Consider the following 15,907-nt stretch of genomic DNA (forward strand, 5'->3'; position numbering starts at 1 on the left):
CCACCTGAGCCGACCAACGGTTCACCGCAAGGCCCAAGAACTCGCCCCAACTGGCACGGTCGTCCCAGTTGGGGCGAGTTCTTGGTCTGCGATCGTGGAGCCAGGCGGCAGGCGGAAGTCGCGGAAGCAAGACGAAGGGGCCGCCCCAAGCAGGGCGGCCCCTTTCGAATGCGCGAACGCTCAGTGCCTGTAGTCGCCGCGGTAGAACTCGAGGACCCAGCCGCTGCAGCTCCAGATGCCCATCGCGATCCCGATCAGCGTGATCCAGCCCTGGTGTAGGGCCGGACCGAGGAAGATCACGGAGATTGTCAGCGCGCACCAGAAGGGCCAAATGCTCTTCGGGGCGAAGAAGCCCACCGTGCCGGCGCCCTCGTAGACCTCGGCGTCGGGACGATCCTCAGGGCGCGGGTCGAACGTGCGCGCGGTGATCGTCAGGTAGGTCGCGATCATTCCGCCAAGCAGACCCGTGAACCCGAGAACGAAGGTGCCCGCGATCTCGTGGGACATCAGCCAGTAGACCGGCGTCACCACCAGGAAGAAGAGGAAGATGAACCAGAAAACCCACTTCTCGCCCTTCACTTGGTGACACCTTTCAGGTCCTCCTCGGAACGGCCGTCGAGCAGCTCGCCGAGGTCAGCGGGATGGTCGCCCTGCGCAAGCTCTGGGCGGGCGGCGTCGAGCGCCGGGCTCAGGGAGCGCACGCGCGGCAGGCTATCGAAGTTGTGTCGCGGCGGCGGGCAGGAGGTCGCCCACTCTAGAGTGCGGCCCCAGCCCCAGGGATCGTTGACCTCGACCTTGGGGGTCTTCCTCGTGATCCACACGTTCCAGGCGAACGGCAGCATCGAGACGCCGAGCAGGAACGCGCCGAACGTCGACACCTGGTTCAGGAAGGTGAAGCCCTCCCATGCGCCATAGTCCGCGATGCGCCGCTGCATACCCTGCGTGCCCAGCCAGTGCTGCACGAGGAACGTGGTGTGGAAGCCGATGAACAGCGTCCAGAAGTGGACCATGCCCCAGCGCTCGTTCAGCATCCTGCCGGTGAACTTCGGCCACCAGTAGTAGAAGCCGGCGAACATGGCGAACACGACGGTGCCGAACAGCACGTAGTGGAAGTGCGCCACGACGAAGTAGGTGTCGGAGACCTGGAAGTCCAGCGGCGGGCTGGCCAGGATGACGCCGGTCAGGCCGCCGAAGAGGAACGTCACCAGGAAGCCGATGGCGAACGTCATCGACGTGTTGAGCGTCAGGGATCCGCGCCAGATGGTGCCGACCCAGTTGAAGAACTTCACGCCTGTCGGCACCGCGATCATGAAGGTCATGAAGGCAAAGAACGGCAGGTTCACCGCGCCGGTGACGAACATGTGGTGCGCCCACACCGACACCGAGAGGGCGCCGATGGCGAGTGTCGCGAACACCAGGCCGTAGTAGCCGAAGACCGGCTTGCGGCTGAACGCGCTCAGCACCTCGGTGATGATTCCGAAGAACGGCAGCGCGATGACGTAGACCTCGGGGTGGCCGAAGAACCAGAACAGGTGCTGCCACAGGATCGGGCCGCCGGAGGCCGGGTCCAGCACGTGACTGCCGAGCACGCGGTCGGACTCGAGGACCAGCAGACCGGCGGCGAGCACCGGGAACACGATCAGGACAAGCAGCGAGGTGACGAGGATGTTCCAGCAGAAGATCGGCAGGCGGAACATGGTCATGCCCGGCGCGCGCATCGTGATGATGGTGGTGACGAAGTTCACCGAGCCGAGGATCGACGAGAGGCCGAGCAGGTAGAGGCCCATGATCCAGAGATCGTGGCCGACGCCGGGCGAGTGGATCGCGTTAGACAGCGGGGCATAGGCGAACCAGCCGAAGCTCGCGGCGCCGTTGGGGCTGAAGAAGCCGAGGCAAGCCATGATCGAGCCGAACAGGTACAGCCAGTAGGAGAACCCGTTGAGCCGCGGGAAGGCGACGTCGGGCGCGCCCAACTGCAGCGGCACGATGGCGTTGGCGAAGCCCGCGAACATCGGGGTCGCGAACATCAGCAGCATGATCGTGCCGTGCATCGTGAAGAACTGGTTGAACGTCTCGAAGTTCAGGAACTGAATGCCGGGGCTCGCCAGCTCGGCGCGGATGCCGAGGGCCAGGACGCCGCCGATGCCGAAGAAGATGAGCGCCGTGACGAAGTACATGTTGCCGATGACCTTGTGGTCGGTCGTCGTCAGGTACTTCATGAAGGTGGTGCCCAGCGTGTGCGGGCGGGCCGAGACCTCGGCCTCGCCCAACTGGGTTCGGTTCGTGATGGATGCGCTGCTCACTGGTGCTCCTCAGGTGCCGCTGTCGGAAGGACAGCCTGGATCGCGTCTTCGACGGTCCGGGTGCCGGCGTTGCCGGACTGGGCGAGTTCCCGAACCTTGGCCTCGTAGTCCTCCTCGGAGACGATGTGGACCTTGAAGATCATCCGCGAGTGGAACTCTCCGCAGAGCTCGGCGCACTTGCCGTCATAGGTCCCGAGCCTGTTCGGCGTCGCATCGAAGGAGTTCGGGTGGCCGGGGATCACGTCCAACTTGAAGTAGAAGGTGGGGACCCAGAACGAATGGATGACGTCCGCGGAGTCCAGGTTGAACCGGACCCGCTTGTTGATGGGCAGGTAGAGGTCCGGGATCTTCTCGATGGTGCCGACCTCGAAGGCGTTGGTGCCGACGTCGGGGTTGTCCTCTTCCATGTAGTTGAAAGTCCAGGACCACTTCTGTCCGACGACGTTGACGACGACGTCGGGCTCGATCGACTGGTCGCGGATCGCGTCCTGGGCCTTGACCGTGTACACGAAGAGGACGCCGACGATCAGGAACGGGACGAGCGTGTACAGGAGCTCGAGCGGTAGGTGATAGGCCGTCTGCCGCGGTGCGGGCGCGTCGCCGGCCTTGCGGCGGTACCGGATCACCGCCCAGCCGATCAATCCCCACACGATGCCGCCGATGATGAACGAGGCGATCCACGCGCCCAGCCACAGGTCGCCGATGTGGTGTGCCTGCTCGGACGTCGCTTCGGGGAGTCCGATCGGCGGTCCGGCGCAGGCCGTCAGCGCGACGAGCATGGCTGGGACCGCGGCGAGGAGTGCCGCGCGAGCCGTCCGTCGTCGCGACGGGGCGGAGGTGCCACTCACAAACTTGCCCTTCCGTTCAACTGTTCGTGCGCGCCAAACCCGACCCTTGGAGACAGGGTGGCGCACTTGCTGCTGCCACCTTAACGCAAAAGCCACCCCCACGGCAGTCGTGCCGCGGGGGTGGCGTATAGTGCCGGGCTTGGCTCAGTGGAACGAGTCGCCACAAGCGCAGGAACCCTGCGCGTTGGGGTTGTCGATCGTGAAGCCCTGCTTCTCGATCGAATCCATGAAGTCGATGCTCGCCCCGCCCAGGTAGGGGGCGCTCATCTTGTCGGTGACGACGGTGACGCCGTCGTAGTCGGTGGCCACGTCGCCGTCGAGCGAGCGGTCGTCGAAGTAAAGCTGGTAGCGCAGACCCGAGCAGCCGCCGGGCTGCACCGCGATGCGCAGGGCTAGGTCGTCACGGCCCTCCGCCTCCAGCAGCGAGCGCACCTTCTGCACGGCGACGTCGGTCAGGACCACGCCGGTCTGGATCTGGGTATCGGTCACGAGAGGCTCCCCGTTCTAGAAGTCTTGGGTTCGTATCTGACGAGAAGATTGTACGCGGCGACCGGCCAGTTCCCCAGCCCGCCCAGTTCACCAGCGCCAGGTGGACGCCACCCGGGCCGCGACGCGGCCGAGCTGCTCCGGCGTCGACGGCATCTCCCCTGCCGTGTCGATGGCCGGGTAGGCCGACTCGATGCCCACCAGCCGCAGCTCCCGCGACGACACGAAGTTGCGCCCTACCACCGCGATCGCCGGGCGGAGCGCCTCCCCCGCCAGCGCCACCATGTGCTTCACGACGGGCCCGCCGACGGCATGGAAGTCGAGCGACTCCGCCCCCGTCACGACGACATCGGCCTGGCCGACGGTGCGGGCAAGGCCGAACCGGTCGGTCAGCAGCGCGAGGGGATGTGCGAGGTCCGCGCCGAGGGCCGCGAACAGGAGACCCGCGCCCCACGCGGCCCCGGCGCCTGGACCGGGCGTCACGCCCAGTTCAGCCGCCCACGCCTCCGCGGCGGCGTCGGCAGCCAGGACGCTCGAGAGGTCGAGCCCTTCCGCCCTGCCCGCCGTCGACGCGAGCCCACTCAGGCCCGTCAGTGGCCGACCGACCTCGCCTTCAGGGACGACAGCCGAGAGCCGGAGCCCGGACCAGGCGACCCTCAGCCCGTCGAACGCCGAGCGCGGATCGGGTCCGAGGCCAAGGAGCGCCGCCCGGCCGAGGTCGTCGGCGCGGTACCCGGTGAGATCCACCACGACGCCGTCCCGGGGGTTGCGCAGCACGTCGAAAAGGTCCGTGTTGTCGCGAGGAGCGGCCAGCGTTGCCCCAGGGTCGGCCACGGCGAGCGCCTCCCGGAAAGTTGCTCCTTCGGCGCCGAGCGTCACGACCGCAACAGTGGCCCCCTCCCGCGCGAAAGCCCCCGCCACCGCCTCTGAGGCGGCGCGGGGGCTGAGGCCGGCCGTCGCGTCGCAGGCGACGACCACCCTCACAGGCTTGAGGCCTCGTCGGACTCGCTCAGCTCGTCGTGCGCGTCCGGGATCAGCCCGTAGAACTCGCTCGTGGACTCAAGCAGCGCCCGAACCTCCTCCAGCGAGATGTCGGTGTCGGGGAGCACGAGGTCGGACTCGACGATCACGTCCTCCGGAACCTCGGTTCCGAGCCGCTGCACGCCGTCGATCAGCTGGGTGAGCGCCTCGACCATGCCCGGCTCATCCCCCGCATCGACGGAGGCCTCGAGCGCGCGATCCAGTTCGTTCAGTTCAAGAAGGTGCTCTGGCGCCATGACCCATTGCCCCCGGCCCATGATGCGGACGATCATGCTTGCGACTCCTCGCTTGCCGACGCCGCGGCATCCGGCGCGGCCTGGAGTTCGGGACGGGCTGCGGGACCACCGGCGAGTTGGGCCTTCATGGCAGCCAGCTCGTTCTCGATCGAGGAGTCGGCGGCCAGCATGTCGAGCTCGCGCGTGATGTCGTCGCGGACGGTGCCTGTCGGGTCCTCGAGCGCCCCGGAGGCGAGCAACTCATCGACAGCGGACGCCCGCGCCTGCAGCTGGAGCGTCTTGTCCTCGGCACGCTGAATGGCGAGGCCGACGTCGCTCATCTCCTCGGAGATGCCGGTGAAGGCCTCGTTGATCCTGGTCTGCGCTTCCGCCGCGGAGTAGGTGGCCTTGATGGTCTCCTTGCGGGTACGGAAGGCGTCGACCTTTGCCTGGAGGCGGGAGCTCGCCCGAACGAGCTTCTCTTCCTCTCCCTGCAACTGCGCGTGCTGCGCCTGCAGGTCGTTCAACTGCTCCTGCAGCCCCGCCTTGCGGGTCAGCGCCTCACGGGCGAGGTCCTCGCGGTTCGACTCGAGCGCGCGCTGGGCCGCAGTCTGCAGTCGCTCCACCTCACTGCTCATCTTCGTGGCCTGCAGCTCGACGCGCTTGCGGCTCGTCGCCACATCCGCGACGCCGCGGCGCACGTTCTGGAGCAGCTCCAGCTGCTTCTGGTACGAGTAGTCAAGCGTCTCTCGCGGGTCCTCGTACTTGTCGAGCGCCTTGTTGGCCTTCGACTTGAAGACCAGAGCGATGCGTTCAAAAATGCTGGCCACTGAAGGGTCCTTCCGGCAAGATGCGTTTTCCACGACCTAGGCTAGCGCGCGGCGCCCAGGACCGGCGTCGGTGCCAGCCCTGAGGCAACCCTGAGAGCGGCTAAGATGGGCCGCCGTACCGCCCCTCCCGCAAAGGAAGCTGCATCGTGGGACTTTTCCGCCCGTATGAGCGCAAGGAGTCGACGACCTCCGGCGACCAGATCTCCGCGCTGACCCCGAAGGGCCAAAAGGCCGAGGAGAAGGCGCGCAAGGCCGCGGCCACGCCCGCCGCCGACGAGTCTGTGGAGGCTCCCGTCGTTCAGTCGGTGCCGCGGACCCCTCAGAAGAAGGCAGCTCCGACGCCGACGCGCAAGCAGGCGCAGGCAGCCCGCATGGAGCGGCTGCACCCGACTCTCACGCCGAAGGAGCAGCGCAAGGCCGACCGCGCGGCACGTTCGGCCGCCCGCGGCGACGCCTGGGAGCGGGTTGAACGCTCGCCCGAGCGCGCGCTTGCACGCAACTTCGTCGACACCCGCTGGACGGTGGCAGAGTTCCTGATGCCCGTGATGATCCTTGTCATGGCCGGCTCGATGATCACGCTGTCGATGGGCTTCATGGGCCTTTCCAACGTCATCCTGCTGTCCATCTGGGTGCTCTTCGCCGCCGCCGTGATCCAAACGTTCTTCCTGTGGCGCGGGTACAAGCGCCTGCTTTTCGAGCGTCACCCGAACGCGGAGACGCGCGGCCTTCTCATGTATCTGGTCAACCGTTCGATGATGCTGCGCCGGTTCCGCCAGCCGTCGCCCGTCATCAAGCGCGGGGACACCTTCTGATGAGCTGGCGCTGGGTCCCGGTCAGCGGCGCCTACACCCACGCCGCCCTGGAGACCGCCGGTCTCGCGCATGCGTTCGACGACCAGGCCTCCGCCGAGGAGTGGCTCGGCCTGTTCTTCGACGACCTCCTGCGCGAGGGCGTGGCAGAGGTCAGCCTCTACGAGGAGGACAGGCTCGTCTACGGGCCGATGTCGCTCGAGGCCTGATCCTTAGCCGCTTCGTCCCTCGCCGCGCGGCGGATCAGGACGACACCGAAGCCGGCCATGCCGAGCCCGGCGAGCACGCCGAACGGCGCCTGCTGCCGCACGATCGCCCTGCGCTCCTCGTACGTGCGGATCTCGTCGCCCTTCGTGCCGGTGATGCTGGTGTGCTCGCACACGCCTCCAGGCCCGATCACCACGCCGTGGCAGCTGACCGTCGGGGAGATCCAGGACGCGGCCGCCCACGCGGCGACGGCGAGGCCCGCCACGACGAAGGCCCACAGCCCCAAGCGCTTGCTCATGCCCGCCAAGGTAGCGTGCGGGCCGGGCCGCCCCCAACCCTGTCCGAGCGGTAGGGTGACGGCGTGACTCGCATGAACCCGAACGTGACCGTGACCAAGTCGCTGCCGAGGGGGGTCGACGTCGTCGTCGTGGGCCTCGCCAGCATCAACAAGGGCGACGCCGCCGCCGTCGGCGTTCCCGCCGACCTCGACAAGGCATACCAGAAGGCCTTCGGTCGCTCCGTCGTGGCGCTGGCCGAGGCGCTGGGCGCGAAGCCGACGGCCGAGTCGGTCACGCTGCTGCCTGTTCTCGACGGCGCCCGCGCGGTCGTCGTCGGGCTGGAGGACGCGGACGTGACCCCGGAGCGCGTCCGGAACGCGGCAGGCGTGGCGCTGCGCGCCGTCGCCGGTCTGCCGGACGTCGTGGGGCTGAAGGTCGCCGTGTCGCTGGAGGTCACCGACCCCGAGCTGATCCAGGCCACGGTTGAGGGGGCGCTGCTGGGCGCCTACCGGTTTGAGAAGCTGACTGCGGAGCCCGCGCCGTCGGCCGTCGCAGAGATCGTGCTGGTCTCGCCGATCGTGGGCGCGGTCCACAAGGGTGCAGCCGCGCGCGCCCGCACCATCGCCGAGGCCGTGTGCCAGGCCCGCGACTGGCAGAACACGCCGCCGAACGTCCTCTACCCCGAGACGTTCGCCGAAGCGGCGCGGACCTACGTGCGCGACGCCAAGATCACGGTCGAGATCCTCGACGAGAAGGCGCTGGAGAAGGGCGGCTACGGCGGCATCATGGCCGTCGGCGGCGGCTCGGCCCGGAAGCCGCGCCTGGTCCGGCTGAGCTACGCGCCGCGCGGCGCGAAGGCGCACCTGGCGCTCGTCGGGAAGGGCATCACGTTCGACTCCGGCGGCCTCGACATCAAGCCCGCGGGCCAGATGGCCGGCATGAAGTTCGACATGTCCGGCGCCGCGGCAGTGATCGCCGCGACCCGCGCCATCGCCGACCTCGGCCTGAACGTGCGCGTCACCGCGTACGCGGCCCTCGCGGAGAACATGCCGTCGGGCTCCTCCTACCGTTCCAGCGACGTCTTGACGATGTTCGACGGCCAGCGGGTCGAGAACTTCAACACCGACGCAGAGGGTCGCCTCGTCATGGCCGACGCCATCGGGCGGGCCGGCACCGAGAGCCCCGACCTCATCGTCGACGTCGCCACCCTGACCGGCGCCTGCATGGTGGCCCTCGGGCTGCGCACCGGCGGCCTGATCACCAACGGGGAAGCGACATCGGACCTGCTGCTCGACGCCGCGGAGACCGCGGGCGAGGACTTCTGGGAGCTCCCGCTGACGGAGTACACCCGCAACCAGCTGAAGACCCAGGTCGCCGACATGCGTTCGGGCGCGAATCACCGCTGGGGCGGCGCGCTCGTCGCCGGCGCCTTCCTCGAACGCTTCGTACCGGACGGCGTCTCCTGGGCCCACCTGGACATCGCGGGCCCCGCGGAGAACCCGGAGGAGGCCTACGGCTGCGTGCCGAAGGGCGGCACCGGTGTCGCCGTGCGCACGCTGATCGCGCTCGCGGCCCAGCTGTAGATGAGCCCTCAGGCGCGCTTCGTGCGCTGGCCGTACTCGCGCATGCGCTTCGGATAGGGCACGACGCCGGCGTCGTAGCAGGGCATGTCGTGCTCGGCGGCGAACGAGTAGCCGACCGCGGCGCTCGGCAGCCCGCGGCGGGTTGATTCGCCGTCGGCGGCGACGAGCAGGATCGACGGCGGGTTGAACGACGTGGGCTGCTCCACCCATGCCTCGACGCCGCGCCGGGTGCGCGCGAACTCGCTCAAGTGCTGCCAGAGCGCATCCGGCACCTGCCGGGTCTCCTCGGCGACCTGCGCCTTTCGTCTCAGACGTCCAAACCATCCCACGGGCCAATTATGCGACACTGACCGGCATGACGACGTCGTGGGACCTTGCCATCATCGGTGCCGGCTCGGCCGGATACGCGGCCGCGCTGCGGGGCGCCCAACTCGGCCTGAGCGTCGCGCTCTTCGATGACACTCCAGTGGGCGGGACGTGCCTTCATCGCGGCTGCATCCCCACGAAGGCGTGGCTGCAGGCCGCGAAGGTCCGTCGTACCGTCGAGAAGGCGCCGAAGTTCGGTATCTCCGCCACTCTCGACGGCACGGACGCAGCCGCCATCCGCACCTACGCCGATGGCGTGGTCGGCGGGCTGCACCGCGGACTGACCGGCCTGCTCTCCGCCCGCGGCGTGACGGTGATCACCGAGCGGGCGACGGTGCGCGCCGACGACCAGGGCCCGGCGGTCGACGCCGGGGCCGCCACCCACCGCGCCCGGGCTGTCCTCGTGGCCACCGGCGCCACCCCCGTGACGCTGGGGTTGCCGATCGACGGAGAGCGCGTCCTCACCAGCGAGCACGCGCTGCGCCTCACCGCGCTGCCCGAGCGGGCGATCGTCGTCGGCGGAGGTGTCATCGGCGTGGAGTTCGCCTCACTGTGGGCAGACCTCGGCGTCACGGTGACGCTCGTCGAGGCCATGGACTCGCTCCTCCCTGCGGAGGAGCCGGGGCATTCGCGCATCCTTGCCCGTGAGCTCGCCCGACGCGGGGTCGACCTGCGGCTGGGCGCCGGCATCGAGTCTGCAGAGGCCGACGACGAGGGCGTCACGGCCTTCGTCGGCGGCGAACGACTCACCGCGGACGTCCTGCTGGTCGCGGTCGGGCGCCGTCCGGCCACAACAGGGTTGCATCTGGAGGAGTCGGGCGTGCGGCTCGCGCCGAGCGGGCACATCGAGGTCGACGGCAACCTCCAGACGTCCGTGCGGGGCGTTTTTGCGGCGGGCGACGTCGTGGCCGGCCCCCAGCTCGCGCACCGCGGCTACGCGCACGGCATCTTCGTCGCCGAGCGCGTCGCGCTGCTGCAGGGCAAGTCCCACGAACGACCGGCGCTGCCGAATGATGCCGACATCCCTCGCGTCACCTACTCCAGCCCGCAGCTGGCGTCCGTCGGGCTCACCGCCGACCAGGCGGGCGGCGGGGCCCAGGTCGTCGACTACCAGCTCACCGGCAACGGCCGCGCGCTCATCCTGAGGGCGCCCGGCGAGCGCGAGACCGGCGTCGTCAGGCTGGTGCGTTCGGCCGACGGCCAGATCGTCGGAATGCACGCCGTCGGGGAGGATGTGGCGGAACTGATCGCGGAGGGGGCGCTGCTCGTCGGCTGGGGGGCGACGCCGGAAGATCTCGCCGGCATCGTGCATCCGCACCCGACGTTGGGGGAGTCGGTCGCAGAGGCCGCCTGGGCATCGGCTGGCAAACCTCTCCACATGCACGCCTAAGTTGAGGCTAGGCTGGGCCGCACACCGCGAACACACAAGGAGCAGCACGCACATGGCAACCGAAGTAACGCTTCCTGCGCTGGGCGAATCCGTCACAGAGGGCACCATCTCCCGCTGGCTGAAGGCGGTGGGCGACACCGTCGACGCCGACGAGCCGCTCCTCGAGGTGTCCACCGACAAGGTCGACACCGAGATCCCCTCCCCCGCAGGCGGAACCCTCCTCGAGATCCGTTTCCAGGAGGACGACGTCGCCCCGGTCGGTTCCGTGCTGGCCGTCATCGGCGACGCGAGCGAGGCCGGGGCCTCCGCCGCACCCGCGCCTTCCGAGGAGTCGGTCGAGGACGTCGAGGTCGCCGCTGAGGTCGCGTCCGATGCCGCCCAGGCCGAGGCCGTCGTCGAGGCGGCTCCCGCCGCGGCACCCGCAGCATCGGCGTCCGGCACCGAGGTCACGCTTCCTGCGCTGGGCGAATCCGTCACAGAGGGCACCATCTCCCGCTGGCTGAAGGCGGTGGGCGACACCGTCGACGCCGACGAGCCGCTCCTCGAGGTGTCCACCGACAAGGTCGACACCGAGATCCCCTCCCCTGCAGGCGGAACCCTCCTCGAGATCCGTTTCCAGGAGGACGACGTCGCCCCGGTCGGTTCCGTGCTCGCCATCATCGGCGACGCCGCTGCGGCACCGGCACCCGCGCCTGAGCCCCCGGCCCCGGCTCCCGCTGCACCGGCAGCTGCACCGGCACCGGCACCGGCACCGGCCGCTCCCGCGGCACCGGCACCGGCACCGGCCGCTCCCGCGGCAGCGGCTCCGGCCGCCGCGCCCGTCGCTCACTCGCCAGCCGTCGAGGAAGCCGTCGCGCGTCGCGCCGCTGAGGCCTCCTCGGACGGCACCTATGTGACGCCGTTGGTGCGCAAGCTCGCGAAGGAGCACGGCATTGAGCTCGGCTCGCTCACGGGCACCGGCGTCGGTGGCCGCATCCGCAAGCAGGACGTCCTCGACGCGGCCGAGGCCGCCAAGAAGGCCGCCGCCGCTCCTGCCCCCGCGGCCCCGGCTCCTGCAGCCGCTGCCCCGGCCGCGCCGAAGGCTGCCCCGGCCGCGTCGCCGGCGCGTGGCACCACGGAGAAGCTCAGCCGCATGCGCAAGGTCATCGCCGGCCGCATGGTCGAGTCGCTCCAGGTCGCAGCCCAACTGACGGCGACCGTCGAGGTCGACGTCACCGCCATCAGCGCCATTCGCGCCAAGGTGAAGGACGACTTCAAGAAGCGCGAGGGCGTGTCCCTCAGCTACCTGCCGTTCATCACGATGGCGGCGGTCGAAGCGCTGAAGCAGCACCCGGTCATCAACGCTCAGATGGACGCCGACGCCGGCACCATCACCTATCCCGACGGCGAGCACATCAGCATCGCCGTTGACACGGAGAAGGGCCTGATGGTTCCGGTCATTGCAAACGCCGGAGACCTGAACCTCACCGGCCTCGCGAAGAAGATCGCCGACATCGCGGCCCGCACGCGGGCAAGCAAGGTCGAGCCCCACGAGCTCTCGGGTGGCACGTTCACCATCACGAACTACGGCTCCGCGGGCACCCTCTTCGACACGCCGATCATCAACCAGCCGCAGTCGGCCATCCTGGGCACGGGCGCGCTCGTGAAGCGCCCGGTCGTCGTCGAGGATCAGTTCGGCAACGACACCATCGCGATCCGCCACATGATGTACCTGTCGCTGAGCTACGACCACAGGCTCATCGATGGTGCCGTCGCCGCCCGGTTCCTGAGCGCGGTCAAGAGCCGCCTGGAAGAGGGCGACTTCGGCGGTGAGCTCGGCCTCTGAGGCACTGACCAACTCACCGGCCCGGGCGTCCATCGACGCCCGGGCCGGTGCTTTCCAGGAGACGATCTTCCATGCAGTACCCCGCGGCGCACACGGCGGATGAGTTCGCGCGGCACGTGGCCGCCGTTCGCGCACGGATCGATGCTGCGGCGTTGCGCGCGGGCCGGGAGCCGGGCGACGTGCGGCTGCTGCCGGTCAGCAAGACGGTGCCGTCGACACGGATCCGAGCCGCCGTCGCGGCCGGCCTGCATACCCTGGGCGAGAACAAGGTTCAGGAGGCCGCGCGCAAGCACCAGGAGTTGGCCGATCTCGACATCTCCTGGGCCCTCATCGGCCACCTGCAGACCAACAAGGCCCGCGATGTCGCCGCCTTCGCCGACGAGTTCCACGCGCTGGACTCGCTCCGTCTGGCCGAGGCTCTCGATCGTCGGCTCCAGTCCGCGGGCCGCAGCCTCGACGTGTACGTCCAGGTGAACACGTCGGCCGAGGAGTCGAAGTCGGGCCTCACGCCGGAGGAGACTCTCGCCTTCCTCCGTGAGCTGGCCCGCTTCGAGACCCTGCGCGTCCGTGGCCTCATGACGCTGGCCCTCCGCAGCGACGACGCCGAGCGCGTCCGCGCCTGCTTCAGGCTGCTGCGCACGCTCCGCGACCGGGCGCGCGACGAGGGCCTGGTCGGCCCCGGCGAGCTCTCCATGGGCATGTCCGGCGACTACGAGATGGCCATCGAGGAGGGCGCCACCGTTGTCCGGGTGGGCCAGGCGATCTTCGGAGCGCGTCTGCTTGGATAGACCCCGTGATGATCGGGATGGGCACCATCGTAAACGTGGCGACGGTGGTCGTCGGCGCGCTGCTGGGGATCGCGCTGGGCAACCGGATCCCGGAGCGCACCAAGGAGACGGTGACCTCGGTACTCGGGTTGTTCACCCTCGTCATCGGCGGCCTGTCGGTCGTGGCGATGAACTCCGCGGCGCTGAAGGAGAAGGTCGGTTCGTCGGCGATGATCGTCGTGCTCGCCTCGCTTCTGGTCGGTGCCCTGCTGGGAACCTGGCTGCAGCTCGAGTACCGGCTGGAGCAGTTCGCGACGTGGATCCGCGGCCGGTTCGCGGGCACGGGCGACGCCGCCCGGTTCGTCGACGGCATGGTCACCTCGACGCTGCTGTTCTGCGTCGGCCCGCTCGCTATCCTCGGCTCCATCTCCGACGGCCTTGGCCTCGGCGCCGACCAGCTCTATGTCAAGGCCATCCTCGATGGCTTCGCCGCGATGGCCTTCGCGTCCACCCTCGGCTGGGGCGTCCTGGCCGCCGCTCCCGCCGTCGCGTTGGTCCAGGGCAGCTGGACGGTCGTCGGCTACTTCGCCGGTGACGTCCTGAGCGCCGCCCAGATCGATGCCCTGACTGCGGCCGGCGGCGTCATCCTCTTGGCGCTGGGTCTGCGCCTCCTCGACGTGAAGCAGATCCCCGTCGGCGACCTCCTCCCCGCCCTCTTCCTCGCCCCCGCGCTGGTTCCTGTCGCTGCGCTCCTCCACTAGCGCCTCCGCATTGGCCGTGTACCCCAGCGCACGCACCGCTGCCTAGCGGAAACGGTACTGATCGCCGGAACACCGAGCAGCCCGGCGATCTCAAGAGCCACCATCTCAGACACCGAAGGTGTGCCCGTCCCGCCGATCTGGACCTTGTTGTCGAGCAGCACCTCGATGAACAGTTACTCGTCGCTCAGGTCGTACGCCGTGGCGAGGTCGCACAGGGCAGCGGCACCCCGCTAGCGACCTGCGGCATATTCACCAGACCGTTGCGCGAAATCAAACCGAACCGTACAGTTTGATCTATGGAGGAGTTGAGCCCTCGAGCCCGGGCAAAGCGTCGGCAGATCACCGACGCCGGGCGTGCGCTCTTCCTCAGCCAGGGCTTCGCGCGCACCTCGATGGACGCCGTCACCGCCGAGGCCGGCGTGAGCAAGCAGACCCTGTACGCATACTTCGCGAGCAAGGACGAACTGCTGATCGCGATCCTCGCCGAGTCGCTGCAGACCCTCGGAGAGCAGCCCGACGACCACGCCCCGGGGAGCAGGGACGAACTCCGGGCGACGCTCATCGGGTTCAGCCAGCGGATCCTCGGCACCATGCTGCGCGAGGAGTCCATCGCCATCCTGCGGCTGCTGGTCGGCGAGGCGGTCCACGTCCCCGAGCTCCGCCACACGTTCCTTGAGGTCCTCCCCTACCAGCTCCTCAGCCGAGCCGCCGCCATCCTCACCTCCGCGGCCGATCACGACGTCATCGTCCTCGACCATCCGGACGACAGCGTGCGGATGCTCGTCGGCCCGCTCATGAGCTATGTCGTCTTCGGCGGCCTGATGAGCAACGAGGCGCCGAGACACCCCAGCCCGGACACCGTCGAGTGGTTGGTCGACGCGTACCTCCGCACGCTCGACTTCGGCGGCTCCCCGTGACGAGGACCGTCGTCGCCGGGCTCGCCGTCGCCACGACGCTCGCCCTCGTCGGGTGTCAGCAGGCCGATCCCGGCGCCATCTCCGCCACCGGGCGCGTGGTGGCCGACGCGCTCGCGGTGCAGGCACCTGCCCTCGGCGTCTCGGGCCCCATGTCGCTCGGCGCCGCCCAGCGCGTCGCGGCGGTCGAGGTGCGGCTCGGGGACCCGGTCAAGGAGGGTGATGTCCTGCTCCGCTTCGACGACGACGTCTTGGCCGCCCACGAGCGCGTCGCCGCAGCCGATGTCGCCGTCGCGAAGACCCAGGTCGACGTGATCGACGCCGCGATCGACACGACACGTGAGAAGGAGGACGACCTCCGCGACAAGCGCGAGGACGTCACCGACGGCATCGCAAAGGCAAAAACGGCGAGGGCAGACCTCGTGGGGAAGCGCGACGACGCCCGCGCGGCCGCCGCGAAGCTGCCGAAGCAGCTCGCTACCGTCGACAGGAATCTCCGGGACCTCAGTGCCAAGCGCAGCGACGCCGAGAGGCAGCTGGCCGAGGTCATGGCCACGCTCGACGCGCTCCCGGCGGAGACCCCCGCGGAGCAGCGCGCGCCGCTCCTCGATGCCGAGAAGAAGCTCACCGCAGGCCTGAAGGAGCTGGGGACCGGCATCGCGAAGCTGAAGGCGGCGCGCGGCGAGATCACCAAGGCCCAGGCCCAGCTGAAGAAGGCCATCCCCCAACTGACGAAGGGCATCGCCACCGTCGACGACAAGCTCGCAGACGCCCGCGAAGCCCTCAAGAAGATCGACAAGGGCGTCGACAAGCTCACGGACGCCCGCGCCACACTGAAGCGGAACCGGAAGCTGGCCGTCATCGCCGCGGCCGACACCACCGCCGTCGGCACGGCGAGCACCGCCCGCGAGCAGTCCGTCGTCCGGGCCCCGTCCGACGGCGTCGTCGCCGACATCGCGCACATCGGGGACGTCGTCGCACCGGGCGCGACGGTCGCCCGGATCGTGCGGCCGGCGCTCGTCGTCGGCACCTGGCTCGCCCCCGAGCAGATCCACGACGTCTGCGTGGGCGCACCCGCCGTCGTCACCCTCGACTCCCTCGCCGCCCCGGTGGAGGGCAGGGTCAGCCGCATCCTGCCCGTCGCCGAGTACCCGCCGAGTTCCCACGCCACCGACCAGGTGCATCTCACCCGGGCCGTCCCGGTCGAGGTCACCGTCTTCTCTGCCCTTCCCGCCGGCGTCCCCGCCGATATCCAGCTCTCGTCCTGCCAAGCCAAGGGGTGAC

Annotated in this window: 18 protein-coding genes; 9 read left to right on the top strand and 9 right to left on the bottom strand. The window is 69.4% G+C overall.

Annotated features, from left to right (window positions below; translation table 11 throughout):
• Window positions 1-180: 180 nt before the first annotated feature.
• From IPJ61_RS00005 to IPJ61_RS00035, 7 genes are all read right to left on the bottom strand, one after another.
• On the bottom strand, window positions 181-579 hold the full coding sequence (locus tag IPJ61_RS00005) for a cytochrome c oxidase subunit 4 (RefSeq protein ID WP_297101753.1): 399 nt from the start codon (window positions 577-579) through the stop codon (window positions 181-183).
• Window positions 576-2,219 carry an aa3-type cytochrome oxidase subunit I gene (ctaD, locus tag IPJ61_RS00010; protein ID WP_297105447.1) on the bottom strand — a complete coding sequence of 548 codons (1,644 nt, stop codon included), beginning with the start codon at window positions 2,217-2,219 and terminating at the stop codon, window positions 576-578. The genes IPJ61_RS00005 and ctaD overlap by 4 nt, the downstream gene beginning before the upstream one ends.
• Before the next feature lie 80 nt (window positions 2,220-2,299).
• The gene (ctaC, locus tag IPJ61_RS00015) at window positions 2,300-3,151 is read right to left on the bottom strand and encodes an aa3-type cytochrome oxidase subunit II (RefSeq protein ID WP_366505016.1); all 852 of its coding nucleotides are present in this window, start codon (window positions 3,149-3,151) and stop codon (window positions 2,300-2,302) included.
• 144 nt (window positions 3,152-3,295) lie between these two features.
• Window positions 3,296-3,640 (bottom strand): HesB/IscA family protein, encoded by a 345-nt coding sequence (locus IPJ61_RS00020; protein ID WP_297101755.1) that lies wholly within the window; start codon window positions 3,638-3,640, stop codon window positions 3,296-3,298.
• Between the two features lie 87 nt (window positions 3,641-3,727).
• Window positions 3,728-4,621, bottom strand: a complete 894-nt coding sequence (locus IPJ61_RS00025; RefSeq protein WP_297101758.1) for a glycerate kinase — start codon at window positions 4,619-4,621, stop codon at window positions 3,728-3,730.
• Window positions 4,618-4,950, bottom strand: a complete 333-nt coding sequence (gene pspAA, locus IPJ61_RS00030; RefSeq protein ID WP_297101760.1) for a PspA-associated protein PspAA — start codon at window positions 4,948-4,950, stop codon at window positions 4,618-4,620. The genes IPJ61_RS00025 and pspAA overlap by 4 nt, the downstream gene beginning before the upstream one ends.
• Complete coding sequence (locus IPJ61_RS00035; RefSeq protein ID WP_297101763.1) at window positions 4,947-5,723, bottom strand: PspA/IM30 family protein; 777 nt, start codon at window positions 5,721-5,723, stop codon at window positions 4,947-4,949. The genes pspAA and IPJ61_RS00035 overlap by 4 nt, the downstream gene beginning before the upstream one ends.
• Window positions 5,724-5,869: 146 nt before the next feature.
• Between IPJ61_RS00035 and IPJ61_RS00040 the strand changes: the two genes are divergently transcribed.
• Together IPJ61_RS00040 and IPJ61_RS00045 are read left to right on the top strand one after the other, a co-directional pair.
• On the top strand, window positions 5,870-6,535 hold the full coding sequence (locus tag IPJ61_RS00040) for a DUF3043 domain-containing protein (protein WP_297101766.1): 666 nt from the start codon (window positions 5,870-5,872) through the stop codon (window positions 6,533-6,535).
• Window positions 6,535-6,741, top strand: a complete 207-nt coding sequence (locus tag IPJ61_RS00045; protein WP_297101768.1) for a hypothetical protein — start codon at window positions 6,535-6,537, stop codon at window positions 6,739-6,741. Before IPJ61_RS00040 ends, IPJ61_RS00045 begins: the two co-directional genes overlap by 1 nt.
• Here IPJ61_RS00045 and IPJ61_RS00050 read toward each other — a convergent pair.
• On the bottom strand, window positions 6,714-7,037 hold the full coding sequence (locus IPJ61_RS00050) for a hypothetical protein (RefSeq protein ID WP_297101770.1): 324 nt from the start codon (window positions 7,035-7,037) through the stop codon (window positions 6,714-6,716). The genes IPJ61_RS00045 and IPJ61_RS00050 overlap by 28 nt on opposite strands.
• A 72-nt stretch (window positions 7,038-7,109) precedes the next feature.
• On the opposite strand from IPJ61_RS00050, the gene IPJ61_RS00055 reads away from it, so the two are divergent.
• Entirely contained in the window at window positions 7,110-8,600 is a 1,491-nt protein-coding gene (locus IPJ61_RS00055; RefSeq protein ID WP_297105451.1) for a leucyl aminopeptidase, read from the top strand.
• 8 nt (window positions 8,601-8,608) lie between these two features.
• On the opposite strand, the gene IPJ61_RS00060 is transcribed toward IPJ61_RS00055, so the two are convergent.
• On the bottom strand, window positions 8,609-8,929 hold the full coding sequence (locus IPJ61_RS00060) for a hypothetical protein (protein ID WP_297101772.1): 321 nt from the start codon (window positions 8,927-8,929) through the stop codon (window positions 8,609-8,611).
• Window positions 8,930-8,955: 26 nt separating this feature from the next.
• On the opposite strand from IPJ61_RS00060, the gene IPJ61_RS00065 reads away from it, so the two are divergent.
• The 6 genes from IPJ61_RS00065 (at window position 8,956) to IPJ61_RS00090 (ending at window position 15,906) form a co-directional block, all read left to right on the top strand.
• On the top strand, window positions 8,956-10,356 hold the full coding sequence (locus IPJ61_RS00065) for an FAD-dependent oxidoreductase (RefSeq protein WP_297101775.1): 1,401 nt from the start codon (window positions 8,956-8,958) through the stop codon (window positions 10,354-10,356).
• Window positions 10,357-10,408: 52 nt separating this feature from the next.
• Window positions 10,409-12,181, top strand: a complete 1,773-nt coding sequence (gene sucB / locus IPJ61_RS00070) for a 2-oxoglutarate dehydrogenase, E2 component, dihydrolipoamide succinyltransferase (protein ID WP_297101778.1) — start codon at window positions 10,409-10,411, stop codon at window positions 12,179-12,181.
• A gap of 71 nt (window positions 12,182-12,252) precedes the next feature.
• The gene (locus IPJ61_RS00075) at window positions 12,253-12,969 is read left to right on the top strand and encodes a YggS family pyridoxal phosphate-dependent enzyme (RefSeq protein ID WP_297101780.1); all 717 of its coding nucleotides are present in this window, start codon (window positions 12,253-12,255) and stop codon (window positions 12,967-12,969) included.
• Between the two features lie 17 nt (window positions 12,970-12,986).
• Window positions 12,987-13,709 (top strand): DUF554 domain-containing protein, encoded by a 723-nt coding sequence (locus IPJ61_RS00080; protein WP_297101782.1) that lies wholly within the window; start codon window positions 12,987-12,989, stop codon window positions 13,707-13,709.
• Between the two features lie 296 nt (window positions 13,710-14,005).
• Window positions 14,006-14,626 (top strand): TetR/AcrR family transcriptional regulator, encoded by a 621-nt coding sequence (locus IPJ61_RS00085; RefSeq protein ID WP_297101785.1) that lies wholly within the window; start codon window positions 14,006-14,008, stop codon window positions 14,624-14,626.
• Window positions 14,623-15,906 carry an HlyD family efflux transporter periplasmic adaptor subunit gene (locus IPJ61_RS00090; RefSeq protein ID WP_297101788.1) on the top strand — a complete coding sequence of 428 codons (1,284 nt, stop codon included), beginning with the start codon at window positions 14,623-14,625 and terminating at the stop codon, window positions 15,904-15,906. The genes IPJ61_RS00085 and IPJ61_RS00090 overlap by 4 nt, the downstream gene beginning before the upstream one ends.
• The last annotated feature ends 1 nt before the right edge of the window (window position 15,907 follow it).

The organism is Tessaracoccus sp. (genome assembly GCF_016714275.1).
Lineage (GTDB): Bacteria > Actinomycetota > Actinomycetes > Propionibacteriales > Propionibacteriaceae > Arachnia.

Bases quoted from the DNA above. Each gene is read 5' to 3' on its own strand.
- ctaD (WP_297105447.1), bottom strand. From the start codon at position 2,219: ATGAAGTACCTGACGACGACCGACCACAAGGTCATCGGCAACATGTAC.
- pspAA (WP_297101760.1), bottom strand. From the start codon at position 4,950: ATGATCGTCCGCATCATGGGCCGGGGGCAATGGGTCATGGCGCCAGAG.
- IPJ61_RS00045 (WP_297101768.1), top strand. From the start codon at position 6,535: ATGAGCTGGCGCTGGGTCCCGGTCAGCGGCGCCTACACCCACGCCGCC.
- IPJ61_RS00050 (WP_297101770.1), bottom strand. From the start codon at position 7,037: ATGAGCAAGCGCTTGGGGCTGTGGGCCTTCGTCGTGGCGGGCCTCGCC.
- IPJ61_RS00055 (WP_297105451.1), top strand. From the start codon at position 7,110: ATGAACCCGAACGTGACCGTGACCAAGTCGCTGCCGAGGGGGGTCGAC.
- IPJ61_RS00065 (WP_297101775.1), top strand. From the start codon at position 8,956: ATGACGACGTCGTGGGACCTTGCCATCATCGGTGCCGGCTCGGCCGGA.
- sucB (WP_297101778.1), top strand. From the start codon at position 10,409: ATGGCAACCGAAGTAACGCTTCCTGCGCTGGGCGAATCCGTCACAGAG.
- IPJ61_RS00075 (WP_297101780.1), top strand. From the start codon at position 12,253: ATGCAGTACCCCGCGGCGCACACGGCGGATGAGTTCGCGCGGCACGTG.
- IPJ61_RS00080 (WP_297101782.1), top strand. From the start codon at position 12,987: ATGGGCACCATCGTAAACGTGGCGACGGTGGTCGTCGGCGCGCTGCTG.
- IPJ61_RS00085 (WP_297101785.1), top strand. From the start codon at position 14,006: ATGGAGGAGTTGAGCCCTCGAGCCCGGGCAAAGCGTCGGCAGATCACC.